This window comes from Streptomyces sp. AM6-12, assembly GCF_044327085.1.
In the GTDB taxonomy this organism is placed as follows: domain Bacteria; phylum Actinomycetota; class Actinomycetes; order Streptomycetales; family Streptomycetaceae; genus Streptomyces.
The window spans coordinates 1,259,923-1,285,555 of the sequence record NZ_JBIQWN010000001.1 but is presented as its reverse complement, the minus strand read 5'-3'; the positions used below and the strand labels follow the sequence as shown (position 1 = coordinate 1,285,555).

At 72.9% G+C, this 25,633-nt stretch carries 24 protein-coding genes; 20 read left to right on the top strand and 4 right to left on the bottom strand.

Annotated elements, in window-relative coordinates:
• Nucleotides 1-47: 47 nt before the first annotated feature.
• The gene (locus ACE4Q9_RS05815; RefSeq protein ID WP_397983140.1) at nt 48-1,112 is read right to left on the bottom strand and encodes a biotin/lipoate A/B protein ligase family protein; all 1,065 of its coding nucleotides are present in this window, start codon (nt 1,110-1,112) and stop codon (nt 48-50) included.
• Between the two features lie 289 nt (nt 1,113-1,401).
• Between ACE4Q9_RS05815 and kdpF the strand changes: the two genes are divergently transcribed.
• From kdpF to ACE4Q9_RS05790, 5 genes are all read left to right on the top strand, one after another.
• The gene (kdpF, locus tag ACE4Q9_RS05810) at nt 1,402-1,491 is read left to right on the top strand and encodes a K(+)-transporting ATPase subunit F (RefSeq protein ID WP_037659531.1); all 90 of its coding nucleotides are present in this window, start codon (nt 1,402-1,404) and stop codon (nt 1,489-1,491) included.
• Between the two features lie 2 nt (nt 1,492-1,493).
• Entirely contained in the window at nt 1,494-3,155 is a 1,662-nt protein-coding gene (gene kdpA, locus ACE4Q9_RS05805; protein WP_397983139.1) for a potassium-transporting ATPase subunit KdpA, read from the top strand.
• Nucleotides 3,155-5,281, top strand: coding sequence for a potassium-transporting ATPase subunit KdpB (gene kdpB, locus ACE4Q9_RS05800; RefSeq protein WP_397983138.1), 2,127 nt, complete (start codon nt 3,155-3,157; stop codon nt 5,279-5,281). Before kdpA ends, kdpB begins: the two co-directional genes overlap by 1 nt.
• A 5-nt stretch (nt 5,282-5,286) precedes the next feature.
• A complete protein-coding gene (locus ACE4Q9_RS05795; protein WP_397983137.1) occupies nt 5,287-5,919 on the top strand; it encodes a potassium-transporting ATPase subunit C in 633 nt (210 codons plus the stop codon).
• 98 nt (nt 5,920-6,017) lie between these two features.
• A complete protein-coding gene (locus ACE4Q9_RS05790) occupies nt 6,018-6,701 on the top strand; it encodes a response regulator (protein ID WP_397983136.1) in 684 nt (227 codons plus the stop codon).
• Nucleotides 6,702-6,781: 80 nt separating this feature from the next.
• On the opposite strand, the gene ACE4Q9_RS05785 is transcribed toward ACE4Q9_RS05790, so the two are convergent.
• Complete coding sequence (locus ACE4Q9_RS05785) at nt 6,782-7,351, bottom strand: universal stress protein (protein WP_397983135.1); 570 nt, start codon at nt 7,349-7,351, stop codon at nt 6,782-6,784.
• A gap of 326 nt (nt 7,352-7,677) precedes the next feature.
• Between ACE4Q9_RS05785 and ACE4Q9_RS05780 the strand changes: the two genes are divergently transcribed.
• The 15 genes from ACE4Q9_RS05780 to ACE4Q9_RS05710 all read left to right on the top strand — a co-directional run bounded on the left by ACE4Q9_RS05780 (nt 7,678) and on the right by ACE4Q9_RS05710 (nt 24,308).
• On the top strand, nt 7,678-8,022 hold the full coding sequence (locus ACE4Q9_RS05780) for an SAV_915 family protein (protein WP_397983134.1): 345 nt from the start codon (nt 7,678-7,680) through the stop codon (nt 8,020-8,022).
• Nucleotides 8,023-8,141: 119 nt separating this feature from the next.
• Nucleotides 8,142-9,470, top strand: a complete 1,329-nt coding sequence (gene lysA, locus ACE4Q9_RS05775) for a diaminopimelate decarboxylase (RefSeq protein WP_397983133.1) — start codon at nt 8,142-8,144, stop codon at nt 9,468-9,470.
• 173 nt (nt 9,471-9,643) lie between these two features.
• On the top strand, nt 9,644-11,419 hold the full coding sequence (locus tag ACE4Q9_RS05770) for a gamma-glutamyltransferase family protein (protein ID WP_397987134.1): 1,776 nt from the start codon (nt 9,644-9,646) through the stop codon (nt 11,417-11,419).
• 142 nt (nt 11,420-11,561) lie between these two features.
• Nucleotides 11,562-12,980 carry a phytoene desaturase family protein gene (locus tag ACE4Q9_RS05765; protein ID WP_397983132.1) on the top strand — a complete coding sequence of 473 codons (1,419 nt, stop codon included), beginning with the start codon at nt 11,562-11,564 and terminating at the stop codon, nt 12,978-12,980.
• A gap of 618 nt (nt 12,981-13,598) precedes the next feature.
• Nucleotides 13,599-14,108: an O-acetyl-ADP-ribose deacetylase gene (locus ACE4Q9_RS05760; RefSeq protein WP_397983131.1), complete on the top strand. Its 510-nt coding sequence runs from the start codon at nt 13,599-13,601 to the stop codon at nt 14,106-14,108.
• A 329-nt stretch (nt 14,109-14,437) separates the two neighbouring features.
• Complete coding sequence (locus tag ACE4Q9_RS05755) at nt 14,438-15,625, top strand: ATP-binding protein (RefSeq protein WP_397983130.1); 1,188 nt, start codon at nt 14,438-14,440, stop codon at nt 15,623-15,625.
• Nucleotides 15,622-16,461, top strand: coding sequence for a roadblock/LC7 domain-containing protein (locus ACE4Q9_RS05750; protein WP_397983129.1), 840 nt, complete (start codon nt 15,622-15,624; stop codon nt 16,459-16,461). Before ACE4Q9_RS05755 ends, ACE4Q9_RS05750 begins: the two co-directional genes overlap by 4 nt.
• Nucleotides 16,458-16,841 (top strand): DUF742 domain-containing protein, encoded by a 384-nt coding sequence (locus tag ACE4Q9_RS05745; RefSeq protein ID WP_397983128.1) that lies wholly within the window; start codon nt 16,458-16,460, stop codon nt 16,839-16,841. The genes ACE4Q9_RS05750 and ACE4Q9_RS05745 overlap by 4 nt, the downstream gene beginning before the upstream one ends.
• Nucleotides 16,842-16,844: 3 nt before the next feature.
• Nucleotides 16,845-17,405 carry an ATP/GTP-binding protein gene (locus ACE4Q9_RS05740; RefSeq protein WP_285552514.1) on the top strand — a complete coding sequence of 187 codons (561 nt, stop codon included), beginning with the start codon at nt 16,845-16,847 and terminating at the stop codon, nt 17,403-17,405.
• Nucleotides 17,406-17,418: 13 nt separating this feature from the next.
• A complete protein-coding gene (locus ACE4Q9_RS05735) occupies nt 17,419-18,774 on the top strand; it encodes a cytochrome P450 (protein WP_397983127.1) in 1,356 nt (451 codons plus the stop codon).
• A 70-nt stretch (nt 18,775-18,844) separates the two neighbouring features.
• Nucleotides 18,845-20,116: a cytochrome P450 gene (locus tag ACE4Q9_RS05730; RefSeq protein ID WP_397983126.1), complete on the top strand. Its 1,272-nt coding sequence runs from the start codon at nt 18,845-18,847 to the stop codon at nt 20,114-20,116.
• 5 nt (nt 20,117-20,121) lie between these two features.
• Nucleotides 20,122-20,952: an enoyl-CoA hydratase/isomerase family protein gene (locus ACE4Q9_RS05725; RefSeq protein WP_397983125.1), complete on the top strand. Its 831-nt coding sequence runs from the start codon at nt 20,122-20,124 to the stop codon at nt 20,950-20,952.
• A 416-nt stretch (nt 20,953-21,368) separates the two neighbouring features.
• Nucleotides 21,369-22,238, top strand: coding sequence for a methylenetetrahydrofolate reductase (locus tag ACE4Q9_RS05720; RefSeq protein WP_397983124.1), 870 nt, complete (start codon nt 21,369-21,371; stop codon nt 22,236-22,238).
• A gap of 66 nt (nt 22,239-22,304) precedes the next feature.
• A complete protein-coding gene (locus ACE4Q9_RS05715) occupies nt 22,305-23,792 on the top strand; it encodes an AlkA N-terminal domain-containing protein (protein ID WP_397983123.1) in 1,488 nt (495 codons plus the stop codon).
• A gap of 27 nt (nt 23,793-23,819) precedes the next feature.
• Nucleotides 23,820-24,308 (top strand): methylated-DNA--[protein]-cysteine S-methyltransferase, encoded by a 489-nt coding sequence (locus ACE4Q9_RS05710; RefSeq protein ID WP_397983122.1) that lies wholly within the window; start codon nt 23,820-23,822, stop codon nt 24,306-24,308.
• A gap of 1 nt (nt 24,309) precedes the next feature.
• Here ACE4Q9_RS05710 and ACE4Q9_RS05705 read toward each other — a convergent pair whose 3' ends face one another.
• Complete coding sequence (locus ACE4Q9_RS05705; RefSeq protein ID WP_397983121.1) at nt 24,310-25,047, bottom strand: SIR2 family NAD-dependent protein deacylase; 738 nt, start codon at nt 25,045-25,047, stop codon at nt 24,310-24,312.
• Between the two features lie 82 nt (nt 25,048-25,129).
• Complete coding sequence (locus ACE4Q9_RS05700) at nt 25,130-25,624, bottom strand: NUDIX domain-containing protein (protein WP_397983120.1); 495 nt, start codon at nt 25,622-25,624, stop codon at nt 25,130-25,132.
• Nucleotides 25,625-25,633 lie beyond the last annotated feature (9 nt).

The window sequence follows — 25,633 nt, the reverse complement described above, 5'->3', positions numbered from 1 at the left end:
GGCGTGCCTTGACCCGCGCCTGAACCGGGCCTCGCGCCAGGGAACTATTACGGCACCCGCGCGGTCCACTCCTCGGTCTCGAACTTCGTCCGCGCCAGTTCGCGGGCCCGCGCCAGCTCCTCGTCGGTGACCTTGCCCGGCGCGAGGCCGTAACGCGCGCGGAAGGAGTCGATCATGCGCTCGATGACGGCCGCACGGGCCAGCCCGGTCTGCCGGCGCAGCGGATCCACCCGCTTCTTCGCGCTCCTGGTCCCCTTGTCCGACAGCTTCTCCCGGCCGATGCGCAGCACCTCGGTCATCTTGTCGGCGTCGATGTCGTACGACATGGTCACGTGGTGCAGCACCGCGCCCGGACCGCCGCCGGGGCCGACGATCCGCTTCTGCGCGGCGCCCGCGATCTTGCCCTGGTCGGTGGCGATGTCGTTCAGCGGCTGGTACCAGGCCTTGATGCCCACGTCGCCGAGGGCGGCGAGCACCCAGTCGTCCAGGTAGGCGTAGCTGTCCTGGAAGGACAGGCCGTGCACCAGGGACTCGGGCACCGACAGCGAGTACGTGATGGTGTTGCCGGGCTCCACGAACATCGCGCCGCCGCCGGAGATCCGCCGCACCACCTCGATGCCGTGCCGGGCGGCGCCGTCCGGATCCACCTCGTTGCGCAGCGACTGGAAGCTGCCGATGATCACCGCGGGGGCGCCCCACTCCCACACCCGCAGCGTCGGCGGGCGCCGGCCCGCGGCCACCTCGGCGGTCAGCACTTCGTCCAGGGCCATGTGCAGGGCCGGGGCCTGGGGGCCCTCGTGGATCAACTGCCAGTCGTAGTCGGTCCAGTCGGTGGCGTGTGCCAGGGCCCGGCGCACCGCGATCGCGATGCCCTCCGCCGTCAGCCCGTACATCACCGTGCCCGCGGGCAGCGCCGCCTCGATCCGCGCGGCGAGCCCTGCCGCGTCGGTGCCCGCCGGGGCGCCCTCCAGCGCGCCGTTCACCGCGTCCAGCGCCTCGTCCGGCTCCAGGAAGAAGTCGCCGGCCACCCGGACGTCGCGCAGCACGCCGCCGTCCGTCTCCACATCCACGACGACCAGCTTGCCGCCGGGCACCTTGTACTCTCCGTGCACCGCCTGGGCCCTCCGTTCCACTCCACGTGATCAACGCCCCGCCCGCCCGAGGTGTTCCCCGCCGACCGGTACGGATCACGCCCCGTAAGAGAGTCGTCAAAGGCGACGGGCCGGCCGTAAGGGGGGCGTCAACGGCGGTCAGAACCGGCCACGCGGGCGGTTTCCTCTAACCGTTCGCTTTCTCTCGCACCTCATTCCAGGAGTTCACGATGGCCGACCTGGCCTTCGTCGTCACCACGATCGTGTCGTTCGCGCTGGTGGCTCTCGTCGCCAAGGGGGTGACGAAGCTGTGACCGCCGAGAACATCGTCGGCCTGATCGTGGCCGTCGCCCTGCTGGGCTATCTCGTCCTCGCCCTGATCTTCCCGGAGAGGTTCTGACGGTGGGCCCCGTACTCGCAGGCTTCCTGCAACTGCTCGCCCTGATAGGCGTGCTGGCACTCGTGTACATCCCGTTCGGCGGCTACATGGCCCGTGTCTACACCTCCCCCCGGCACCTGCGGGCGGAGAAGTGGATCTACCGGGGCATCGGGGCGGACCCGGACGCCGGGATGACCTGGCCCGCGTATCTGCGCGGCGTCCTCGCCTTCTCGGCCGTGAGTGTCCTGTTCCTCTACCTGCTCCAGCGGCTCCAGGGGGTGCTGCCCGGCTCGCTGGGCTTCTCCCCGGTGAGCCCGGCGCAGTCGTTCGACACCGCCGTGTCGTTCGTGACCAACACGAACTGGCAGTCGTACTACGGCGAGCAGACGATGGGGCACGTGGTGCAGACCGCCGGTCTGGCCGTGCAGAACTTCGTCTCCGCGGCGGTCGGTATGGCCGTGGCGATCGCCCTGGTGCGCGGCTTCGCCCGCTCCCGCACCGGTGAACTCGGCAACTTCTGGTCCGACCTGGTGCGCGGCACCGTGCGCATCCTGGTGCCGGTCGCCGCCGTGGCCGCCGTGCTCCTGGTGGCCGCCGGGGCGATCCAGAACTTCTCCGGCATCCACGAGGTCGGCCAGTTCATGGGCGGCACCCAGCAGTGGAACGGCGGCGCGGTCGCCTCCCAGGAGGCCATCAAGGAGGTGGGCACCAACGGCGGCGGCTACTTCAACGCCAACTCCGCCCACCCCTTCGAGAACCCCACCGCCCTGACCAACCTCCTGGAGATCTTCCTGATCCTGCTCATTCCGTTCTGCCTGACCCGCACCTTCGGTGTGATGGTCGGCTCGGTGAAGCAGGGGTACGCGATCCTCGCCACGATGGCCACCATCTGGGTGGGCTTCACCCTGCTGATGATGGCGGCGGAGTTCTCCCACCACGGCCCGGCGCTCCAGGCGGCGGGCGGCGCGATGGAGGGCAAGGAGACCCGGTTCGGGGTCGCCGGCTCCTCGATCTTCTCGGTGGCGACGACGCTCACTTCCACCGGCGCGGTGGACTCCTTCCACTCCTCCTTCACCGGCCTCGGCGGCGGCATCACCATGCTCGGCATGATGCTGGGCGAGATCGCGCCCGGCGGCGTCGGCTCCGGCCTGTACGGCATGCTCATCATGGCCGTGATCGCGGTGTTCATCGCCGGTCTGATGGTCGGCCGCACCCCCGAGTACCTGGGCAAGAAGATCGGCGGCCGCGAGATGAAGCTCGCCGCCTGCTACATCCTCGTCACCCCGACGCTGGTCCTCGTCTTCACGGCCGCCTCGATGGCGCTGCCGACCCCGCCGCACTCGATGCTCAATCCGGGCGCGCACGGGTTCTCCGAGGTGCTGTACGCCTTCACCTCCGCGTCGAACAACAACGGCTCGGCGTTCGCCGGACTGAACGCGAACACCGACTGGTTCAACACCACGACCGGGCTCGCGATGCTGTTCGGCCGGTTCCTGCCGATGGTGTTCGTGCTCGCGCTCGCCGGCTCCCTCGCCGGGCAGCGGCCGGTGCCGGCCACCACGGGCACCCTGCGCACCGACAAGCCGCTGTTCACCGGCCTGCTGGTCGGCGCGATCCTGATCATCACCGGTCTCACCTACTTCCCGGCGCTGGCGCTGGGCCCGCTCGCCGAAGGGCTGGCGTGATGACGACCCGAACTCCCTCCCACGAGGACGCGATGTCCACTCCCACCCTTGCGCCCCACCGGGACGCGCCCACCGGTCACCAGGCCGACGAGGGCCGCGTCGGAGCGGGCCTGTTCGATCCCAAGCAGCTGCTGAAGTCCCTGCCCGAGGCGGTGCGCAAGCTCGATCCGCGGGTGATGGTGAAGTCGCCCGTGATGTTCGTGGTGTGGATCGGCTCGGTCCTGACCACCGCGTTCTCCTTCCAGCACGCGAGTGACTGGTTCGGCTGGACCATCAGCGCCTGGCTGTGGCTGACGGTGATCTTCGCCAACCTGGCGGAGGCGGTCGCCGAGGGCCGCGGCAAGGCCCAGGCCGACACCCTGCGCAAGGCCAAGACCGACACCGTGGCCCGCCGGCTGGTGAACGGCGCCGAGGAACAGGTCCCCGGCACCGCGCTGACCATCGGCGACCTGGTGGTGTGCGAGGCCGGCGACGTCATACCCGGTGACGGCGATGTCGTCGAGGGCGTCGCCTCGGTGGACGAGTCGGCGATCACCGGCGAGTCCGCCCCGGTCATCCGCGAGTCCGGCGGCGACCGGTGCGCCGTCACCGGCGGCACGAAGGTCCTCTCCGACCGGATCGTCATCAAGATCACGACGAAGCCCGGCGAGACCTTCATCGACCGGATGATCGGCCTCGTGGAGGGCGCGGCCCGGCAGAAGACGCCCAACGAGATCGCGCTCAACATCCTGCTGGCCTCGCTGACCGTCGTGTTCCTGCTGGCCTGCGCCACCCTGCCGCCCTTCGCCGACTACGCGGGCACCCATCTGACCATGGTGGTGCTGGTGGCCCTGCTGGTCTGCCTGATCCCGACCACGATCGGCGCGCTGCTGTCCGCCATCGGCATCGCCGGCATGGACCGGCTCGTGCAGCGCAATGTGCTCGCCATGTCGGGGCGCGCGGTCGAGGCCGCCGGTGACGTCTCCACGCTGCTGCTGGACAAGACCGGCACCATCACCCTCGGCAACCGCCAGGCCGCCGAGTTCGTGCCGGTGCGCGGGACGACCGAGGCCGAGGTCGCGGACGCGGCCCAGCTCTCCTCACTGGCGGACGAGACTCCCGAGGGCCGCTCGATCGTCGTCCTCGCCAAGGAGAAGTACGGGTTGCGCGAACGCCACCAGGGCGAGCTGGCGGGCGCCGAGTGGATCGCCTTCACCGCGCAGAGCCGGATGTCCGGCGTGGACCTGGACGGCCGCCGCATCCGCAAGGGCGCCACCGCCTCCGTCATCACCTGGGTGCGTGAACAGGGCGGTGAAGCCGGCCCGGACGCCCAGGACCTGACCGACCGGATAGCCGGGGCCGGCGGCACCCCGCTGCTGGTCGCCGTGCACGACGAGCGCGGCGCCCGCGTCCTCGGGGTCATCCACCTCAAGGACGTCGTCAAGGAGGGCATGCGCGAGCGGTTCGAGGAGCTGCGCCGCATGGGCATCAAGACCGTGATGATCACCGGCGACAACCCGCTGACCGCGAAGGCGATCGCCGAGGAGGCGGGCGTCGACGACTTCCTCGCGGAGGCCACCCCCGAGGACAAGATGGCCCTCATCAAACGGGAGCAGGCCGGCGGCAAGCTGGTCGCGATGACCGGTGACGGCACCAACGACGCGCCCGCGCTCGCGCAGGCCGACGTCGGCGTCGCGATGAACACCGGCACGTCGGCCGCGAAGGAGGCCGGCAACATGGTCGACCTCGACTCCAACCCGACCAAGCTGATCGAGATCGTCGAGATCGGCAAGCAACTCCTCATCACCCGCGGCGCGTTGACGACGTTCTCCATCGCCAACGACGTGGCGAAGTACTTCGCGATCATCCCGGCGCTCTTCGCGGCCGTCTATCCGGGCCTGGACAAGCTGAACATCATGCGGCTGTCCTCGCCCGACTCGGCGATCCTGTCGGCGGTCGTCTTCAACGCGCTGATCATCATCGCGCTGGTGCCGCTGTCCCTGAAGGGCGTGCGGTACCGGCCGATGAGCGCGGACAAGATGCTCCGCCGCAACCTCGGCCTCTACGGACTCGGCGGTCTGATCGCGCCCTTCGCCGGGATCAAGCTCATCGACCTGCTCATCTCCCTCATCCCCGGAATCGGCTGATCGCCATGAACAACTCCGTCCCGAACACCGCCCGGTTGCTCTGGGCGGCCCTGCGGGCCCTGCTCGTGCTGACCCTGGTGACCGGCGTCGTCTACCCGCTCGCCGTCACCGGCGTCGCCCAGGCGCTGTTCCCCGGCAAGGCGAACGGCTCCGAGATCAAGGCGGACGGCAAGGTCGTCGGCTCCTCCCTCATCGGCCAACAGGGCTACAGCCTCAAGTACTTCCAGCCCCGGCCCGCCGCAGGGCTCGGCACGAACTCCGTCAACACGCGGTACAAGCTGATCCTTTCCGGGGCGACCAACCTGGCCGCCGACAACCCGAAACTCGTCCGGGCCGTCGAGGACGCCAGGGCGAAGGTCGTCAAGGACAACTCCGTGCCCGGCTACACGGTCAAGCCGTCGGACGTGCCCGCGGACGCGGTGACCTCCTCCGGCTCCGGCCTCGACCCGGCCATCTCCCCGGCGTACGCCGAGCTCCAGGTGCACCGGGTCGCCCAGCGCAACGGCCTGCCGGTCGCGCGGGTCGAACGGCTGGTGAAGGACCACACCCAGGGCCGTGCCCTCGGCTTCGTGGGCGAACCGCAGGTCAACGTCCTGGAACTCAACATCGCGCTGCGGGACCTCGTCGCGCGGCGGTGACGTACCGTCCCGCCCGCGCACGGGAGCCGGCGCCCCCGGGAGACATCCCGGCGGCGCCGGCTCCCGCGGCATCCCCTACGGACAGGAGAGTGACCCCCATGACACGGGTGCTCGTGGTCGAGGACGACCCGCAGCTCGTACGGGCCCTCGTCATCAACCTGCGGGCGCGGCGCTACGGCGTCGACACCGCCCCCGACGGAGCCACGGCCCTGCGCCTCGCCGCCGCGCGCCGACCCGACGTGGTCCTGCTCGACCTCGGGCTGCCCGACATGGACGGCGTCGACGTCCTCAGGGCGCTGCGCGCCTGGACCCGGACGCCGGTCATCGTGGTGTCCGCCCGGCAGGCGTCCGGCGAGAAGGTCGCGGCGCTCGACGCGGGCGCCGACGACTACGTCACCAAGCCCTTCAGCATGGACGAGCTGCTGGCCCGGCTGCGCGCCGCGGTCCGCCGCACCGAGGACACCCCGGCCGCGCCGGAGCCGGTACGGGTGGAGACCGAGCACTTCAGCATCGACCTGCCGGCCAGGAAGGTGCTGCGGGACGGCAGGGACGTGCGGCTCACCCCGACCGAGTGGCAGCTGCTGGAGATCCTGGTGACCAACCCCGGCCGGCTGATCACCCAGCGGCACCTGCTCCGGGAGGTGTGGGGGGTCACACGGACCGACAAGGCCAACTACCTGCGGGTCTACATGGCCCAACTCCGCCGCAAACTGGAATCCGACCCCGCCCACCCCCGCTACCTGATCACCGAGCCGGGGATGGGGTACCGCTTCGAGGTGTGAGCGGGCGTGAGCGGGCCCGGGTCAGGCGTGGCCCCCGGCTTGTCGCACCGCCGCCGAGCCGCCGCCCCCGGCCCGCCGCCTCACGCCCCGTGTCGTCCGAGCCCCAGTTCCCGTTCCACGTCCCCGCTGTCCAGGCGCAGCCGCAGCGCGTTGCGGCGGTGTGCGTGTGCCAGGGCGGTGTGCAGGGGGGAGGGCGGGACGGTGAGGACGGGGCAGGTGGCGCGGGCGAGGCAGTAGCGGCTCACCGAGGGCCACAGGGCGCGGCGCAGCCGGCCGCGGCCACCCGCACCGATCACCAGGAGGTCGGTGTCCCGGTCGGCGAGCCGCACCAGCACGGGTCCGGGCGCGCCCCGCGCGACGCGCGCCGCTCCGGGCAACCCGGTCGACGCCCCGCCGAACACGGCGCGCAGCGCGCCGAGGAGACGTTCCCCGGCGAGCCGTTCCCACTCCGGGACCACCGTCGCCGCGGCCGGGAAGCGGCGCGCGGCGAGATCCCCCTCGGGCGGCTCCCAGGCCAGCACCGGCCACAGCTCCGCCCCGCGCGAGCGCGCCTCCGCGGCGGCCCGCCCGAGCGCGGCCAGACTGCCCGGCGAGCCGCTGACCCCCACCACCACGCGCGCCGCCGCCACCGGCTCCTGGTACTCGGACATCGCTTCCACCTTCTGCGGACGGCGGCCGGGAGACGACGACATCGCCCCGGCCGGTGCTTCTCGGGAATCCCGTCCATCACACCCGCGTTCCAGGCCCGCGAACAGGGCGGACGCCCTTTCTTGGCGCTCCGCTGACGGCCGGTCCGCGCCCCTCCCGGCGGGGACGTCAGCAACCCGTCAAAGCCACCCGGATCCCCGTCAGCGTCGCGTCAGGAAGGGCCCGGTGGGCGGGTGGTCCGGGCATACCGTCGACAGCGCACCCCGGACCGCCTCCCCGCGTCCGGGGTCTTTCGACTCCACACTCCCTGCCACACGGGAGGCACCCCATGACAGAACTCCGCTACGGTGACGACCCCGAGCCCCCCGAACCATTCCCGGCCGGACCCCTGTACGTGCCGGTCCGGCCGGGACCCTCCGGGTACGCGGTACGCCTCTTCCGTACCCCGCCCGGCGCGCGCACCGCCGTCGGCTTCACCTCCGTACCCCGGCTCACCGCCGCGCTCGGCCCCGGTCACGCCTTCATCCGCCTCGCGGGGACCGAACTGCGCACCCTGACCGCACCGCTCGGCGTCACCGTCCTCACGGTGGACCCGCAGTTCACCGCCCCCGCCCCGGCGCCGCTGCCCGCACCGGCCGCCACCCGCGCGCCGCGGATCGCCCGGATCGCCTGAACCCCCGCCGCCGAGCCGGGGCCACCCCGAGCCGGGACCACCGGGCCGGGACCCCCGAGCCGCGACTGCCCAGAACCAGCGCCGCCCGAGCCGCGACCGCCCGAAAGAGGAACGCCGAGATGACCACGATTCACGAACTGCCCGCCCCCGCCGCCGCGTTGTCGGTCTGGCCCGCCTCCACCACCGAGCCCCGCGCGGGCGACCTCACGGTGGGCGGCGTACCCCTCGCCGAGGTCGCCGACCGCTTCGGCACCCCCGTCTACGTCCTGGACGAGGCCGAGGTCCGCGACCGCTGCCGTACCTACCGCGACGCCTTCCCCGACGCCGAAGTCCTGTACGCCGCCAAGGCGTTCCTGTGCCGGGCCATGGCCCGCTGGATGGACGAGGAAGGACTCGGGCTCGACGTCTGCTCCGCCGGCGAACTCGAACTCGCCGTCACCACCGGCTTCCCGCCCGAGCGGATCGTGCTGCACGGCAACGCCAAGACCCCGCGCGACCTGGCGACCGCGCTGCGCCTCGGCGTCGGCCGCATCGTCATCGACAGCCCCGGCGAGATCGCCCGGCTGGCCGCCGCCGTCGGCCCCGACGCCCGGCAGAAGGTGATGGTGCGCGTCGTGCCCGGCATCAGCGCGGGCGGCCACGACAAGATCCGCACCGGCACCGAGGACCAGAAATTCGGCCTCTCCATCCGCGACGGTTACGCCCTGCACGCCCTCACCCGCATCCTCGATCAGCCCAACCTCGAACTCGTCGGCCTGCACTGCCACTTGGGATCGCAGATCACCAGCGTCAAGCCGTATCTGACCGCCGTACGCCGGATTGTGGGCCTGATGGCCCGGCTGCATGGGCAGTACGGCGTGGTACTGCCCGAACTCGACCTCGGCGGCGGCCACGGCATCGCCTACCGGCCCGGCGAGAGCGCCCTGGACCTCACCGCACTGGCCCGCAGGGTGCGCGCCGAACTCGCCGACGCCTGCGCCTCGTCCGGGCTGCCGGTGCCCCGCCTGCTCATCGAACCGGGCCGGGCCATCGCGGGCCCCGCCGGGATCGCGCTGTACCGGGTGCTGTCGGTCAAGCACACCGGCGAGCGGGTCTTCGTGGCTGTAGACGGCGGCATGAGCGACAACCCGCGCCCGGCCCTGTACGGCGTGCGGTACGCCCCCCGGCTGATCGGCCGCCGCAGCGCCGCCGACCCGGTCCGGGTGACCGTCGTGGGCCGGCACTGCGAGGCGGGCGACGTGCTGGCCGCCGACGCGGAACTCCCCGCCGACCTGCGCCCCGGCGACCTCCTCGCCGTACCGGTCGCCGGCGCCTACCACCTCTCCATGGCCTCCGGCTACAACCTGGTCGGCCGCCCGCCCGTGGTCGCCGTACGCGACGGCCACGCCCGGCTGCTGGTCCGCCGGGAGTCCCTGGAGGACATCCGCCGCCGCGACGTGGGCCTGTGACCCACGGCCGCCCCACCGGAGCACCCCTCCGCCTCCGGCACCCACAGCGGGGACAGGGAGCGGAAGCGTCGGTAGCCTGGCGGCTGATGGACGCCCAGCCGGAACCGGTCCGCACTCCCGCGAGGTGAGACGTGCAGTTCACCACCCGGCCCACCCTGCAAGGCACGTTCGGCATGGCCTCAGCCACCCACTGGCTGGCCGCCCAGTCCGCGATGGCGGTGCTGGAGGACGGCGGCAACGCCTTCGACGCGGCCGTGGCCGGCGCCTTCGTGCTGCATGTCGTGGAGCCGCACCTGAACGGCCCGGCGGGGGAGGTGCCCATCCTGCTCGCCCCGGCCGGCGGCGCGGTGCGGGTGCTGTGCGGACAGGGCGTGGCACCCGCGGGCGCCACCGCCGCGCGCTACCGTGACCTCGGCCTGGACCTCGTGCCCGGCACCGGCCCGCTCGCCGCCGCCGTGCCCGGCGCCTTCGACGCCTGGCTGCTGCTCCTGCGCGACCACGGCACCAAGCCCCTCGACGACGTGCTGACATACGCCATCGGCTACGCGGAGCACGGACACCCGCCGGTGGAGAACATCGGCGCGACCGTCGACAGCGTACGGACGCTGTTCGAGACGGAGTGGACGTCCTCGGCCCGGCTGTACCTGCCGGACGGCCGCGCGCCCCGCCCCGGCGTCCCGCTGCGCAACCCCGCCCTCGCCGCCACCTGGCGCCGGCTGCTCACCGAGACCGCGCGGGCCGGGAACCGGGAGGCCCGCATCGACGCCGCCCGCGAGGTGTGGCGCGGCGGCTTCATCGCCGAGGCCCTGATACGGCAGTCCCGGCGCCCCACCCTGGACACCAGCGGCGAACGGCACACCGGGACGCTCGACACGGACGATCTCGCCAACTGGTCGGCGACGTACGAGGATCCGGTGTCGTACGACTGGAACGGCTGGACCGTGTGCAAGGCCGGCCCCTGGAGCCAGGGACCCGCCTTCCTCCAGCAACTCGCCCTGCTGCCACCGGAACTGCCCGAGTACGGCAGCGCCGACTACGTCCACCTCCTCGTCGAGGGCTGCAAGTTGGCCATGGCCGACCGGGAGGCCTGGTACGGCGACGCCGCCGGGGTGCCGCTCGCGGAGCTGCTGTCGGACGAGTACAACGCCGCGCGGCGCACCCTGATCGGGCGCGAGGCGTCGTACGAACTGCGCCCCGGCGCCCCCGGCGGCCGTACCCCCCGGCTGCCCGAGTGGACCGGCAAGCCCGCGCCGCTCGCGGCCGAGGAGTTCGACCCGATGGGGGTGGGGGAGCCGACCGTGGCGCGGCTGTCCGGCGACCCCCGGGTGGCCCCCGACGGGGGGACGCGCGGCGACACCTGCCACCTCGACGTGGTCGACCGCTGGGGCAACATGATCGCGGCCACCCCCAGCGGCGGCTGGCTCCAGTCCAACCCCGTCGTGCCCGAACTGGGCTTCCCGCTCGGCACCCGGCTCCAGATGGCCTGGCTGGAGGAGGGCCTGCCGAACACGCTCACCCCCGGCCGCCGCCCCCGCACCACCCTCACCCCCTCCCTCGCGCTGCGCGACGGTGTCCCGGTGATGGCGTTCGGCACGCCCGGCGGCGATCAGCAGGACCAGTGGCAGCCGCACTTCTTCCTCGCCGTCGCCCTGCGCGCCCCGGTCCGCGGCGGCCTCGACCTCCAGGGCGCCGTCGACGCCCCCAACTGGCACAACGAGGCATTCCCCAGCTCCTTCTACCCCCGCGGCCACCAGCCCGGCGCGCTGACCGTCGAGTCCCGGATGCCGGACGCGGTGGTGGCCGCCCTGCGCCGCCGCGGCCACCGCGTCACCGTCGGCCCCGCATGGTCCGAGGGCCGGCTGTGCGCGGTCGCCCGTGACCCGGAGACCGGCATCCTGTCGGCGGCGGCGAACCCGCGGGGGATGCAGGGGTACGCGGTGGGCCGCTGAACGATCAGGTTCCCGCCTTCCCCCGGCTCCCCGCTCGCCCGCCGCCCCCGGCCCGCGTCTGCCCGCCGCCCCCGGCCCGCGCTGTCGGTGCCCCGGCATATCCTGAACGCGAGTGGCCATCGGCTGACGAAGGGGTCCGAAGGTGCCGTCGATGCTCGATGCGGTCGTGGTGGGTGCGGGGCCGAACGGACTGACCGCAGCCGTGGAACTGGCCCGGCGCGGCTTCTCCGTGGCTCTGTTCGAGGCGTGCTCCAGCGTGGGCGGCGGCGCCCGCACCGAGGAGCTGACCCTGCCCGGCTTCCGGCACGACCCGTGCTCGGCCGCCCACCCCCTGGGGATCAACTCGCCCGCCTTCCGCGCCCTGCCCCTGGAGCGCTACGGCCTCGAATGGCTGCACGCCGAGCTGCCCATGGCGCACCCCTTCCCCGACGGCACCGCGGCCGTGCTCTCCCGCTCCGTCGCCAAGACCGCCGCCTCCTTCGGACCGCGCGACGCGGGGCCGTACCGGAGACTGGTCGAGCCGCTGCTCGCCCACTGGGACACCCTGGTGCGGGACTTCATGTCCCTGCCGCTGACCGCGCTGCCCCGCGACCCCGTCACCCTGGCCCGCTTCGGCCTGGCCGGGCTGCCGCCGTCCACCTGGCTGCTGCGCCGGTTCAGGGACGAGCGGGTCAAGGCCCTGTTCGCCGGGCTCGTCGCCCATGTGATGGCCCCGCTGGACGGGCTCGCCACCGGCGCCGTCGGCCTGGTCTTCGCGCTCGCCGCGCACGCCCGCGGCTGGCCGGTGGCCCGCGGCGGCTCCCAGTCGATCTCCAACGCGCTGGCCGCCTACCTCGCCGACCTCGGCGGCGCGATCCACACCGACTACGAGGTCAAACGCCTGGACGACCTGCCGCCCGCCCGCGCCTACGTCTTCGACACCTCGCCCGCCGCCGTCGCCCGCATCGCCGGCTTCGGCGGGTTCTACGACCGCTACCGCTACGGCCCCGGCGTCTTCAAGATCGACTACGCGCTGGACGGCCCGGTGCCCTGGACCGCCCCCGAGGCCCGCGTCGCCGGCACCGTCCAGATCGGCGCGAGCCAGGCCGAGATCGGCACCGCCCTGCGCGCCGCCTCGCGCGAGGGCCGCGCCCCCGAGAAGCCGTTCATGATCACCGTGCAGCCGAGTGTGGCCGACCCCGGCCGCGCCCCCGCGGGCAAGCATGTCTTCTGGGCGTACGGACATGTACCCAACGGCTGGGCGGGCGACCTCACCGACGCCATGGAGCGCCAGCTGGAGCGCTTCGCCCCCGGCTTCCGTGACCGCGTCCTCGCCCGCGCGGTCGCGGGCCCAGCCGAGATGGCCGCCCGCAACGCCAACTACGTGGGCGGCGACATCGCCTGCGGCGCCGCCTCCGGACTCCAGTTGCTGCTGCGGCCCAGGCCGACCCTGTTCCCGTACCACACCCCCCACCCGGCCGTCTTCATCTGCTCCTCGGCCACCCCACCCGGACCGGGCGTCCACGGCATGTCGGGACACAACGCGGCGAAGGCCGTCTGGCGGAGACTGAGACAGACGTGACCTCTGGCAGAGGCCTGGGTGGACGCCCCGACAGCCGGCGGAGCCTGGGGAGGCAACCTGGCCCTCGGCCGGAGACTGGGGGAGGCGACCTGGCCTCCGGCGGAGGCTGGGGGGCGACCTGGCCGTCGGGGGCAGGAGAGGCGATCCGGCCTCTGTCGACGGCTGGGGCAGACGACGTGTTCTCCGGCGGAGGCTGGGGTGGACGACCCGACAGCCGGCGGGGGCTGGGGGAGGGAGTCTGGCCTCGGGCGGGGCTGGGAGGAGGGGACCTGGCCTCCGGCGGAGGCTGGGGGCGACCTATCCCCTGGCGGAGGCTGGGGGCCACCTGACCCCTGGCGGATGCTGGGGGCCACCTGACCCCTGGCGGATGCTGGGGGCCACCTGACCCCTGGCGGATGCTGGGGGCGAGCTGGCCCTCGGGCGGCGGCAGGGGGAGGTGGTCCGGTCTCTGGTGACGGCTGGGGCAGACGACGTGTTCTCCGGCGGAGGCTGGGACAGGCGGCCTGGCCTTCGGTGGAGACTGAGACAGACGTGACCTCTGGCGGAGGCCCGGGCGGACGACCCGACAGCCGGCGGAGGCCGAGGCAGACCTGACAACCGGCGGAGGCTGAGGCGGTCATGACCGGCATCCTGCTCGTCCAGGGCGACATCACCCACCAGAGCGCCGACGCGATCGTCAACGCGGCCAACTCCTCGCTGCTCGGCGGCGGAGGCGTTGACGGCGCCATCCACCGCCGCGGCGGCCCCGAGATCCTCGCCGAGTGCCGCGCCCTGCGCGCCGCGCGCTACGGCCGGGGGCTGCCGACCGGGCAGGCCGTCGCGACCACCGCCGGACGGCTCGACGCCCGCTGGGTGATCCATACCGTCGGACCGGTTTACAGCACGGCCGAGGACCGCTCGCCGCTGCTCGCCTCCTGCTACCGCGCCTCCCTGACCGTCGCCGACGCGCTCGGCGCCCGCACGGTGGCGTTTCCGGCCATCTCCACCGGCGTCTACCGCTGGCCGATGGACGACGCCGCCCGGATCGCCGTGGAGACCGTCCGTAGCGCGGACACGGCCGTCGAGGAGGTCCGCTTCGTGCTGTTCGACCTCCCGGCGTACGAGGTGTTCGCCCGTCAGATCGGCTGATCCGGCCACTCCTTCGCACCCCGCCGGCGGCCCCTTCGGGCAACTGCCGGGCCGCTATCCGGAATTGTCCGGCCAGCAGCGCCTAACCACCGCAACCCAGGCGTTGAACAGGCTTGTTGGCATGCCTTGGAGTGGCAAAGGTTCACCTAAGCGGGTGATAGCATCCCCGCGTCTGTGACCTTGGTCCCCTCGGCTCAGGCACCGCAGAAAACGGTTTCGGTCCGGTCCTCCGCGTGACCTGCCCGACCCTTTCGCGACCGGTCGTCCCGCACCGGTGGCGCGGTGCGCTTCCGCCAACGGCCGCAGGCTAACCGCCAGGAAAGGTTTCCATGAATCGAGACGCACTTGTCTGGTGCCTGGCTGTCGTCGCGGCGCTCGGCGTCGCCGCGGCCGTGGTCCTCAGTCGTCGCGCCAAGGCCATAGCGGCCAACAAGGACAGGTCCGAAGCCGCACTGACCCAGAGGCTGAGCGAGGCCGACGGCCGGCTGGCCGCTTTACGAGCGGAGCTCCACCAGCACCGGGCCGACCACGCCAAGACCATCCAGGAGGCCGAGGAGGCGGCGGAGGACAGCACCAAGGCCGTACTCAAGGGCTCCGCCCGCTTCCTGCAGAGCCTCGCCGCCGAACAGCTCGCCCTCCTGGAGGAGATCCAGCGCAAGTACGGCGGCCACTCCGTCCTCGCCGACCTCCTCGAAGTCGGCCACGCCAACGCGCAGATGGCACGCAAGGCGCAGGGCATCGCGGTGATGTGCGGCGCCCCGCTGGGCCGCCGCAGCCGCGCCGCCAGCGTCTACGACGTGGTGCGCAGCGCCCAGGGGCAGATCCGCAACTTCCGGCGCGTGGAGATCATGCAGCAGACCGGCCTCGCGCTGAAGGCGTCGGCGGTCTCGCCCGTCGCCCTCGCCGTCGCCGAGCTGCTCGACAACGCTGCCAGCTTCTCCCAGCAGGGCTCGCCCATCGAGGTGACGTTCCAGCGGGTGCAGCGGAATTTGTGCATCGTCATCGACGACGCGGGCGTCGGCATGAACGACGAGGAGCGGCAGAAGGCCACCGCCCTGCTCTCCGGCCAGTACCGCCCCCGCCTCTCCCAGCTGGGCAACCAGCCCAAGTTCGGCTTCCCGGTGATCGGCCTGCTGTCCCAGCAGTACGGCTTCCGGGTGGACGTGACCGGCGTCTCCCGCTACGGCGGTGTGCGCGCGGTCGTGCTGCTGCCCGAGGAGCTGTGGACGGAGGAGGAGACGGCACCGGTGGATGAGGTCCAGCCCGTGATCGAGCAGCCCGGCGTTCCCACCCGGCCCGAGCCGGTGGCGCGCACCGCCAACGGACTGCCCCGGCGCGGCGCCCGCCAGGTGCCCATCGCCAGCGTTCCCGACCAGGACACCGTCGGTCTGCCGCACCTCGCGGCGGAGGAGGACGCCGGCCGCGCGGCGGGCCGCAGCCTGGGTGCCTTCCAGCGCGGCACGCTCTCCGGCCGCAACCTCTCCGCGGCACCGTCCGAAGGGTCCGATGACACATGATCACAGACCTGTCGTGGATGCTCGAGGACATCGTGGCCAATGTGCCCAAGGCACGCCACGCCGTCCTGCTGTCCGCGGACGGCCTGCCCCGCGGGGCGACCGACGGCATGGCCCAGAAGGACGTGCGGACCATCTCCGCCGCCATGGCGGGCATGCAGTCGCTGAGCCGGGCCACCTCCCATTTCGCCGGGGACGGCCCGGACCGGCAGTGGAACCAGACCATCATCGAGTTCTCGCACGGCTGGATCTTCCTGATCGGCGCCGGGCAGGGCGCCTATCTCGCGGCGGCCGCGGCACCCGACGTCGACATGCAGCAGATCTCCTTCCGCATGCACCGGCTCGTCGCCCGGCTCGGCAACAACCTCACCTCGCCGCCACGGGTGCACGCCGACGAGGCCCAGGAGCGCGCCCGCCGCGCCCCCGCCGGCCAGGAGACGGGCACCGGCATCCGGATCGCCGACCTGGACGAGGTGATCAGCGAGGTGCACGGCGCCCGGCACGCGGTCCTGCTGGGCGGCGACGGCCTGCCCCGCGGCGCCACCACCGGCATGAGCCAGGACCTGGCGGACACCATCTCCGCCGCGATGACCGGCATCCACGCCTACAGCCGGGCCACCGCCCAGTTCGCGGGCGCCCAGCCGGACGCGGCCTGGCGGCAGACGGTCATCGAGTTCCAGCACGGCTGGATCTTCCTGATCTCGGCCGGACGGGGCGCCTTCCTCGCCGCCGCGGCCCAGCACGACGCCGACATCGAGGAGTTCACCACCCGGCTGCACCGGGTCGTGCCCCGGCTCGGCGCCTATCTGTCCCCGCACGGGGAGGCGAGCCGCGCGTGAGTGACGAGCCCGACGAGGACCTGGAACTCACCGGCGCGTTAGTCCCGTTCTTCGTGATCACGAACGGACGCTCCCTGCCCCCGGAACACGCCTACGGGCACACGACGCTCGTGTCCGCGAGCGAGCACGCCGCCACCACGGTGCGCACGCTCACCCCCGAGGCCCGGCAGGTCCTGGACCTGGTCATGGACGGCTTCCTGTCCGTGGCCGAGGTGGCCGCCCACACCCATCTGCCGCTGGGGGTCGTGCGGATCCTCCTGGCCGAGCTGGAGGACAGCGGCCTGATCATCGCGCGGAAGCCGGTGCCCCGCGCGGAACGTGTCGACCGAGAAGTACTGAACGCCGTGCTCGACGGCCTCAGAGCCCGATTCGGAGCGTGATTCGTGTACCTGGACTCAGGTGTCCGTACGGCGGTGAAGGTGCTCGTGGTGGGGCACTTCGGGGTCGGCAAGACCACATGCATCGCCAGCATCTCCGAGATCGAGCCGCTGCGGACCGAAGAAGAGATCACCGAGGCCAGCGAGGGCTTCGACGATCTGTCGGGCACCCCCGACAAGACCACCACGACGGTCGCCATGGACTTCGGCCGTCTGACCATCAACGACGAGGTGGTGCTGTACCTCTTCGGCACCCCCGGCCAGGAACGCTTCAAGGAGATGTGGGAGGAGCTGTCCCGGGGTGCCCTCGGCGCGCTCGTCCTCGTCGACCCCGAGCGGCTGTCCGAGTCGTTCCCCATCCTCGACCTGGTCGAGCGGTTCGGGCTGACGTACGCCATCGGGGTCAACCACTTCGACGGCACGCCCGGCTACCCCCTCTCCGAGGTGCGCGAGGCCCTCAACCTGTCCGCGGACACCCCCGTCGTCCCCTGCGACGTCCGCAACGAGCAGTCGTCGGCCCACGCGCTGATCACCCTCGTGCACCACCTTCTCTCCCTCATCGACTAGGAGCCCCCCGCTCATGCAGCAGCGACCCGGCATAGAGCCGCCCCCCGGCTGCCCCGCACACGGAAACGTCCCGCTCTACGGCCCCCGGTTCGGCTCCGACCCGGACGGCCACTACGCCTACCTGCGCAGCCTCGGCCCGAGCGCGCCGGTGGACATCGCGCCCGGCGTCGAGGTCGAGCTGGTCACCAGCTACGACGCCGCGCTCTACATCCTCCAGAACCCCGCCTCCTTCGTCCGCGACTCGCGGCGCTGGAACGCGCTGAACGAGGGCCGGGTGCCCGAGGACAGCCCCGCACTGCCGATGCTGGCCTACCGGCCCAACGCGCTGTTCAGCGACGGCGCGGCGCACGCCCGGCTGCGCCAGGCGGTCACCGACTCGCTGGCCAGCGTCAACGAGCTCCAGCTGGTGCGCCAGACGCAGGCCTCGGCCGACTACCTGATCAGCCGCTTCAGCTCCGAGCGCATGGGGCAGGCCGAGCTGATGGCCGAGTACGCCCAGCCGCTGCCGCTGCTGGTCTTCAGCGATCTGTTCGGCTGCCCGCCGGAGATCGGCGACCGCGTCATCGCCGGCATCACCGGCATCTTCTCCGGCGGCAACGGCGCCGACCAGCTGCTCGCCGAGGCGCTGAACGAGCTGATCGCACTCAAGCGGCGCAACCCCGCCGAGGACCTGACGACACGTCTGATGCAGCACTCGGCGCAGCTGACCGACGAGGAGGTGCTGCACCAGCTCGTCACCCTGCTGTCCGGCGGCACCGCGCCGCTGTCCGCCGTGATCGGCACCGCGAGCGCGCTGATGCTCGGCGAGGAGTGGCAGTCGGGCCTGCCGGTCGAGGACGCCGTCACCCAGGTGCTGTGGAACTACGCGCCCATCGCCAACTACGCCGCCCACTACCCCACCCACGACGTGGAGCTGGGCGGCCGGGTGGTCAAGGCGAACGACCCGGTGCTGATCTCCTTCGCCGCGGCCAATACCGACCCCCGGCTCGCCGAGCACCGCGAACAGCTCAGCGCCAAGGCGCACCTGGCCTTCGGCGCGGGCCCGCACGCCTGCCCTGCCAAGGATCCGGCGTTCGTGATCGCGGTGACCGCCGTGGAGACCCTGCTGAACCGGCTTCCGGATGTCGAAGTCCGAATGCCCTTCAAGGATTTGAGCTGGATCCCGGCGCCGTGGAGCCGCTCCCTGGTGGCGCTTCCGGTCCGCTTCACCCCGCGCATCGTGGTGCCCACGGCGGCACAGAAGGCGGAGTCTCCGGCGGCGCCTTCCGGTAACCACGTCACGGCCACACCCCGGCCGCCGATGGGCGGTGCCCCCAAGCCCAAGGCGGGCCTGTTCAGCCGCTTCCTCGCATGGACGCGGGGGGAGTGAGGAAGGCAACTCGCCGCTCACATAGTCACCTTGTATATGCGTCAGAAGCGGAGGGTATGCATGCGGGCTGATGTCTAGATCAGAAAGGGTCATTGTGGAAACCATCGCCACTCAGCCCACCGACAGACGCCTCGCCGTATCGCTGTTCTCCCGGCTGCGCACGCCCAAGGGCCAGGCCAATCCGTTTCCGGTCTACGCGCAACTGCGCAGCCGGGGTGCGGTGGCCCCCGCACCCTGGGGCGGCCACCTCGTGACCGGATTCGATCTCTGCGACCAGGTCGTGCGCAGCAGAGACTGGCTGGAGCCGGACGCCCGCTGGCGAGAACAGCAGGGCGACGGCACCCGCTGGACGGCCCCCTCCTCGCGGGAGATGAGCCGCACGCTGCCCGCCCTGAACCCTCCGGAGCACACCTGGGTGCGCCGCTCGGCCGGCATGTTCGACCGCGGTTCCCTGGATCAGATCCGCGGGATGATAGGGCAGTTCACCACCAAGCTGCTCGACCACCTCGCCGAGCGGCTGGGCGACGGCGAGGCCGACCTGAACGAACTGGTCGCCGAGGAACTGCCGGTCGCCGTCATCGGCCACTGGCTGGGCCTGCCCATCGCCGACCACCCCCGGCTGCGCGAGCTGACCCACGACCAGGTGTTCACCCAGGAACTACTCCCCACCGCCAGTCAGTTGGCGCTGTCGGACGCGGCCACCGCCGAACTGCGCGCCTACTTCACCGACCTGGTCCGCGAGCGGCGCGCCCGTCCGGGCGACGACCCGGTCTCCCGCTGGATCACGCTGTGGGACGGCATGGAGAGCGACCGGGACAAGGCCGACGAAGCCGTCTACTTCCTCGCCCTGTTCGTGCTCCTGGCCGCCCTGGAGACCACGACCACCCTGCTGTCCACCACCGTCCTGCTGCTCCTGGAACACCCCCGCCAGTGGGACCGGCTCACCGTCCAGCCCGACCTGGTGCCGGCCGCCGTCGAGGAGTCGCTGCGCTACGACCCGCCCACCCATGTCATCAGCCGCGTCTCCTCCCGCGACTGCGAACTGGGCGGCGTGGAGATCGGCAAGGACGAGATGGTCCACCTGCTGATCGGCGCGGCCCACCGCGACCCGGCCAAGCACGAGGACCCCGAACTGTTCAACATGCACCGCAAGCCCGCCCACCTCGCCTTCAGCGGCGGCATCCACTACTGCCTCGGCGCGCCGCTGGCCCGCCTGGAGGCCCAGACCCTCCTCCACCAGCTGGTCACGCGCTTCCCGCGGCTCACCCTGGTCCGCCGCCCGACCTGGGCGCCGCGCGTGGCCTTCAGACGACTGCTGAACCTGGACGTCACCCTCGCATGACCGACATGACTGATATACCCGTAACGGCCCGAGGGGCCGGCCCCCACCTCCCCTGCGCCACCACCGCGATCCAGGCGGACCTCGACGGAGCCGTGCTGCGCATCCGGCTCGGCGCCACCCCGAAGGACGACACCTTCACGGTCGCCGTCCTCGACGACCTCCTCGCCGTCCTGCACGCCCTCCACGACCGGCCGGACATCCGCGTCCTGCTGCTGACCGGGGCGGGCGACGACTTCAACCTGGGCGCCGAGCGCACCGAGTTCCAGACGGCCCTGGCACACGACCCCACCGGCACCGCCCTGCGTCGCATGAACGACAAGGCGCTGCGCGTGTGCGAGGCCCTGGAGAACACCCACGCCATCACCATCGCGCGGCTGCACGGCCGGGTGATCGGTGCGGGCCTCGCCCTCGCCTCCTACTGTGACCTGCGCGCGGGCGCCGACGACTGCCGGTTCCGCATGCCCGAGGTCGCCCTCGGCCTGCCCCCGGCCTGGGGCGGCGCCATGGGCCGGCTGATCGCCGAGGCCGGCATCTCGCACATCCGGGAACTCATGCTCACCGGCGAGAACTTCGACGCGGCCGCCGCTCAGCGGCTCGGCCTGCTGCACAAGGTCGCCCCCCGCGACGGCCTGGACGCGGCGGTCGACTCCTGGATCAGGCCGCTGCTGCGGCGCGCGCCCGAGGCGCTGGTCCTCACCAAGCGCATGCTGAACGGCTATGCGCGAGCCGCCCGCACCGCCGACGTGGGCCTGCTCGACGCCCATCTGCTCAGCGCCCGGCTGAGCCTGGCCGGGGCCGGCCGACCGGCCCCGCCCGCCACCCCGGCCACCCCCTGACCGGCCCCGTCCCCGTCCCCGCCGTGACGGGGCCGGCAGGCTCCGGCGACGAGCAAGCGGGCATCACGGCCGCCCCCTGAGCGGGCCCGGCGCCGTCTCCGCCGTGACGGGGCCGGCAGGCTCCGGCGGCGAGCAAGCGGGCATCACGGCCGCCCCCTGAGCGGGCCCGGCGCCGTCTCCGCCGTGATGGGGTCGGCAGGCTCCGGCGGCGAGCAGGCGAGCAGGCGAGCAGGCGAGCAGGCGGGCAAGCGGACAAGCCAGCAAGCGGCTGCGAACAAGCGGGGAACGGGCCGCCGCGGGGCCCGCGCGCGGCGCGCCCGCGCCCCCGTGGCATCATCGGCCGGGGCCGGGACCCCCGGCCGGCATCCACCGCACAGTCCGGCAGCCACCGCAGCGCCCGAGCCGCAAGGAGACCGATGAACCCCGCCGTCACCGCCCCGGCCACGGTGGGCACCGCCCTGCTGGACGGCTTCTCGCTGGAGATGACCGGCAAGGACGTGCCCGCACTGGAGGAGGCGCGGGGCAGCATCCCGCAGGGCACCCGGATCAACGTCACCTTCCTCGCGGGCGAGGACCACGCCACCCGGCTCGCCGCCGCCCGCGCGGTCCGCCGCCTCGGCTTCGTCCCCGTGCCCCACATCTCCGCCCGCCGGCTGCCCTCGTCCGCCGCCCTGGAGGAGTTCCTCGCGGGCCTCGCCGAGGACGGCACCGCGGACAACGTCTTCGTCGTCGGCGGTGACCCGGCCCGCCCCGAGGGGCCGTACGAGGACGCCCTCGCCGTCATCCGCACCGGACTGCTGGAGCGTTACGGCGTGCGCCACATCGGCATCAGCGGCTACCCCGAGGGCCACCCCGCTATATCCGGTCCCGCGCTGTGGTCGGCGCTCACCGACAAGGCCGCCGCCATCCACGCGGGCTCCTTCACCGGCGACGTGATCACCCAGTTCGGCTTCGACGCCGAGCCGGTCCTCGACTGGCTGGCCGCCGTCCGTGCCCGCGGCGTCCACCTCCCCGTGCGCATCGGCGTCCCCGGCCCCGCCGGCATCCGCCGCCTCGTCGGCTACGCCACCCGCTTCGGCGTCAGCACCAGCGCCTCCGTCGCCCGCAAGTACGGCTTCTCGCTGACCAACCTGCTGGGTACGGCGGGCCCCGACCGCTTCCTGCACACACTGGGCGAACGGTACGACCCCGCGCGCCACGGCGTGGTCAAGGTGCACTTCTACACGTTCGGCGGGCTGCGCACCACGGCGGAATGGGTCGGCGGCTTCCGCGAACGAACCCGGTAAGGGCCACCGGGCCTACGTGTCGGAATTCCGCCAGCGCCCCACCCCCGCGCTGGCCATCCTGGAGGCATGCAGACAGCGACGCACCTCGACCGGGAGCATTGCGTGCGCGCCGTGCAGTCCAAGGACGCGCGGTTCGACGGATGGTTCTACACGGCCGTGCTGACCACCCGGATCTACTGCCGGCCCAGCTGCCCCGTCGTCCCGCCCAAGCCCCGGAACATGACGTTCTACCCGGGCGCGGCCGCCTGCCAGCAGGCCGGGTTCCGCGCCTGCAAGCGCTGCCGCCCCGACACCAGCCCCGGCTCCCCGGAATGGAACCAGCGCGCCGACCTGGTGGCCCGCGCCATGCGCCTGATCGCCGACGGCGTCGTGGACCGCGAGGGCGTGCCCGGCCTCGCCGCCCGGCTCGGCTACAGCACCCGCCAGGTCGAGCGGCAGCTCCTCGCCGAGCTGGGCGCGGGGCCCCTCGCGCTGGCCCGCGCCCAGCGCGCCCAGACCGCCCGGCTGCTCGTCGAGACCACCGCGCTGCCCATGGCCCAGATCGCCTTCGCGGCCGGTTTCTCCTCCATCCGCGCTTTCAACGACACCGTCCGCGAGGTCTACGCGCTCACCCCGAGCGAGCTGCGCCGCCGGGTGCCGGCCGGCCGCGCGCCCGGCGACAGCACTCCGGGCACCTTGTGCCTGCGGCTGCCGTTCCGCGCCCCGCTCAACCCGGCCAACCTCTTCGGCCACCTCGCCGCCACCGCCGTACCCGGCGTCGAGGAGTGGCGGGACGGCGCCTACCGCCGCACTCTCCGGCTGCCGTACGGCCACGGGATCGCCGCGCTCACCCCCCGCCCCGACCACATCGCCTGCCGCCTCACCCTCAGCGACCTGCGCGACCTGGCCGTGGCCATCGCCCGTTGCCGGCGGCTGCTCGACCTGGACGCCGATCCGGTCGCCGTCGACGACCGGCTGCGCACCGACGCGCTGCTCGCCCCGCTGGTCGACAAGGCACCGGGCCGCCGGGTGCCGCGCACGGTGGACGAGGCCGAGTTCGCCGTACGGGCCGTGCTCGGACAGCAGGTCTCCACGGCCGCCGCCCGCACTCACGCGGCCCGCCTGGTCACCGCGCACGGCAAGCCCCTGGACGACCCCGAGGGCGGCCTCACCCATCTCTTCCCCGCGCCTGGGACACTGGCCGCCATCGACCCCGAGACCCTGGCGATGCCCCGCACCCGGCGCACCACCTTCACCACTCTGGTGGGTCAACTCGCCGACGGTACACTGCACTTGGGGGTGGAATCCGACTGGGCCGAGGCCCGCGCCCGGTTGCTCGCGCTGCCCGGCTTCGGACCCTGGACGGCCGACGTCATCGCCATGCGCGCCCTCGGCGACCCGGACGCCTTCCTCCCCACCGACCTCGGCATCCGCCGCGCGGCGGGCGAACTGGGGCTGCCGTCCACCCCCGCCGCGCTCACCGCCCGCGCCGAGGCATGGCGCCCATGGCGGGCGTACGCGGTGCAGTATCTGTGGGCGACCGACAGCCACCCGATCAACTTCCTTCCCGTGTAAGAAGGTTCTGCGTAAGAAGGTTCTGCCATGATCTGCCACACCGTGACCCACAGCCCGTACGGCGAGCTGACCATGGTCGCCGCCGACGGCGCCCTGAGCGGCCTCTACATGACCAGCCAGCGGCACCGCCCACCCGAGGAGAGCTTCGGCCCCCGCGACGACTCCCCGCGCTGCTTCGGCGCCGCGCGAGAACAGCTGGAGGCCTACTACACAGGGGAGTTGCGCGAGTTCACCCTCGAACTCAACCTGCGCGGAACCCCGTTCCAGCGCCGCGTCTGGGAGCAGCTCACCCGCATCCCGTACGGCGAGACGCGCACCTACGGCCAACTCGCCGACGCCCTCGGCAATCCCGGCGCCTCCCGTGCCGTCGGCCTCGCCAACGGCCGCAACCCCATCAGCATCATCGTGCCCTGCCACCGCGTCGTCGGCAGCGACGGCAGCCTCACCGGCTACGGCGGCGGCCTGGAGCGCAAGCGCCGCCTGCTGGACTTCGAACGCGGCGCGTCGCTGTTCTGACTCAGCCCGCCGCGTCCCCGGCCAGCGCGGCGAGCAGCCGGGGCAGCGCGGTGCCGATGGGCTCGCGGATCACCTCGTCCGCCCGGTCGTCGTACGGCGTCGGTTCCGCGTTGACGATGATCAGGCGGGCGCCGTGGTCGGCGGCGACCCCCGCGAGGCCGGCGGCGGGCTGGACCTGGAGGCTGCTGCCGACGGCGATGAACACCTGGCACGCCTTGGTGACGGCGACGGCCTGACCGAGCACCATCGGGTCGAGGTGCTCGCCGAACATCACGGTGGCGGACTTCAGGATGCCGCCGCACTCCCGGCACCGGGGGTCGTCCTCACCGGCGTCGAGCCGCTCCAGGGCGTCCTCCATCGGGCCCCGCGTGTGGCACCGGGTGCAGACGAACTCCCGTGCGGTGCCGTGCAGTTCGAGCACCTTGCGGGCGGGCGTCCCGGCGAGCTGGTGCAGCCCGTCCACGTTCTGCGTGATCACCCGCACCGGCACCCCGGACCGCTCCAGCTCGGCGACGGCCCGGTGCGCGGCGTTCGGCTCGGCCCCCAGCGCCCGGTTGGCGCGCCGCATCCGCCAGGACCGCCGCCGGATCTCCGGATCGCCCATGTAGTACTCGTAGGTGACGAGCTTCTCGGCTTCCGGATCGCGTCGCCACAGCCCGTTGGGGCCCCGGTAGTCGGGGATTCCGGAGTCGGTCGAGATACCTGCGCCAGTGAGAATGGCCACGAGAGGCTTGCCCATGGGGCCGAGGGTAGGGCGCGGGGCCGGGCGGAGCGAGTGGATATCGGCGCGCTGGGCCTCCGGCACCGACGCGCCGTAGAGGTCAGTCCGCCCGGTAGCCGTTCTCCAGCTCGGCCGGGCCGCGGCCGTCGGCGAGGACGTCCAGGGCGGCCAGGACGCGGCGGCCGAGGGCGCCGGGGAGGTGCGCGGCGAGTTCCCCGCGCGGGACCAGCCGCCAGGACAGCAGCTCCTCGTCCTGGAGCCGGATCGCGCCCAGCTCGTCGTCCGTGAGCACCCCGCCGTCGTACACGTACGCCACCAGCGGCGGCCGCCCCGTGCCCGGCACCCAGTCCACGGCGAGCAGCCGCCCGAGCGGCCGGTCGAGCCCGATCTCCTCCAGCGTCTCGCGCCGGGCCCCCTGCCGGGGCGTCTCCCCGCGGTCCGATTCCACCGTCCCGCCCGGAAGGCCCCAGCCCTCGCGGTAGTTGGGCTCGACCAGCAGCACGCGGCCGGCCCCGTCCCGGAAGAGCGCGGCCGCCCCGGCGAGGACCCTGGGCAGTCCGGCGATGTACGCGGCGTAGTCAGTGGTGGAGGTCATGCGGGAAGG

What these genes read in the sequence shown, in the direction of transcription:
- kdpB (WP_397983138.1), top strand. Translation starts at nt 3,155, where the DNA reads ATGACGACCCGAACTCCCTCCCACGAGGACGCGATGTCCACTCCCACC.
- ACE4Q9_RS05795 (WP_397983137.1), top strand. Translation starts at nt 5,287, where the DNA reads ATGAACAACTCCGTCCCGAACACCGCCCGGTTGCTCTGGGCGGCCCTG.
- ACE4Q9_RS05790 (WP_397983136.1), top strand. Translation starts at nt 6,018, where the DNA reads ATGACACGGGTGCTCGTGGTCGAGGACGACCCGCAGCTCGTACGGGCC.
- ACE4Q9_RS05785 (WP_397983135.1), bottom strand. Translation starts at nt 7,351, where the DNA reads ATGTCCGAGTACCAGGAGCCGGTGGCGGCGGCGCGCGTGGTGGTGGGG.
- ACE4Q9_RS05780 (WP_397983134.1), top strand. Translation starts at nt 7,678, where the DNA reads ATGACAGAACTCCGCTACGGTGACGACCCCGAGCCCCCCGAACCATTC.
- lysA (WP_397983133.1), top strand. Translation starts at nt 8,142, where the DNA reads ATGACCACGATTCACGAACTGCCCGCCCCCGCCGCCGCGTTGTCGGTC.
- ACE4Q9_RS05770 (WP_397987134.1), top strand. Translation starts at nt 9,644, where the DNA reads ATGGCCTCAGCCACCCACTGGCTGGCCGCCCAGTCCGCGATGGCGGTG.
- ACE4Q9_RS05760 (WP_397983131.1), top strand. Translation starts at nt 13,599, where the DNA reads ATGACCGGCATCCTGCTCGTCCAGGGCGACATCACCCACCAGAGCGCC.
- ACE4Q9_RS05755 (WP_397983130.1), top strand. Translation starts at nt 14,438, where the DNA reads ATGAATCGAGACGCACTTGTCTGGTGCCTGGCTGTCGTCGCGGCGCTC.
- ACE4Q9_RS05750 (WP_397983129.1), top strand. Translation starts at nt 15,622, where the DNA reads ATGATCACAGACCTGTCGTGGATGCTCGAGGACATCGTGGCCAATGTG.
- ACE4Q9_RS05735 (WP_397983127.1), top strand. Translation starts at nt 17,419, where the DNA reads ATGCAGCAGCGACCCGGCATAGAGCCGCCCCCCGGCTGCCCCGCACAC.
- ACE4Q9_RS05730 (WP_397983126.1), top strand. Translation starts at nt 18,845, where the DNA reads ATGTCTAGATCAGAAAGGGTCATTGTGGAAACCATCGCCACTCAGCCC.
- ACE4Q9_RS05725 (WP_397983125.1), top strand. Translation starts at nt 20,122, where the DNA reads ATGACTGATATACCCGTAACGGCCCGAGGGGCCGGCCCCCACCTCCCC.
- ACE4Q9_RS05720 (WP_397983124.1), top strand. Translation starts at nt 21,369, where the DNA reads ATGAACCCCGCCGTCACCGCCCCGGCCACGGTGGGCACCGCCCTGCTG.
- ACE4Q9_RS05715 (WP_397983123.1), top strand. Translation starts at nt 22,305, where the DNA reads ATGCAGACAGCGACGCACCTCGACCGGGAGCATTGCGTGCGCGCCGTG.
- ACE4Q9_RS05710 (WP_397983122.1), top strand. Translation starts at nt 23,820, where the DNA reads ATGATCTGCCACACCGTGACCCACAGCCCGTACGGCGAGCTGACCATG.
- ACE4Q9_RS05705 (WP_397983121.1), bottom strand. Translation starts at nt 25,047, where the DNA reads ATGGGCAAGCCTCTCGTGGCCATTCTCACTGGCGCAGGTATCTCGACC.
- ACE4Q9_RS05700 (WP_397983120.1), bottom strand. Translation starts at nt 25,624, where the DNA reads ATGACCTCCACCACTGACTACGCCGCGTACATCGCCGGACTGCCCAGG.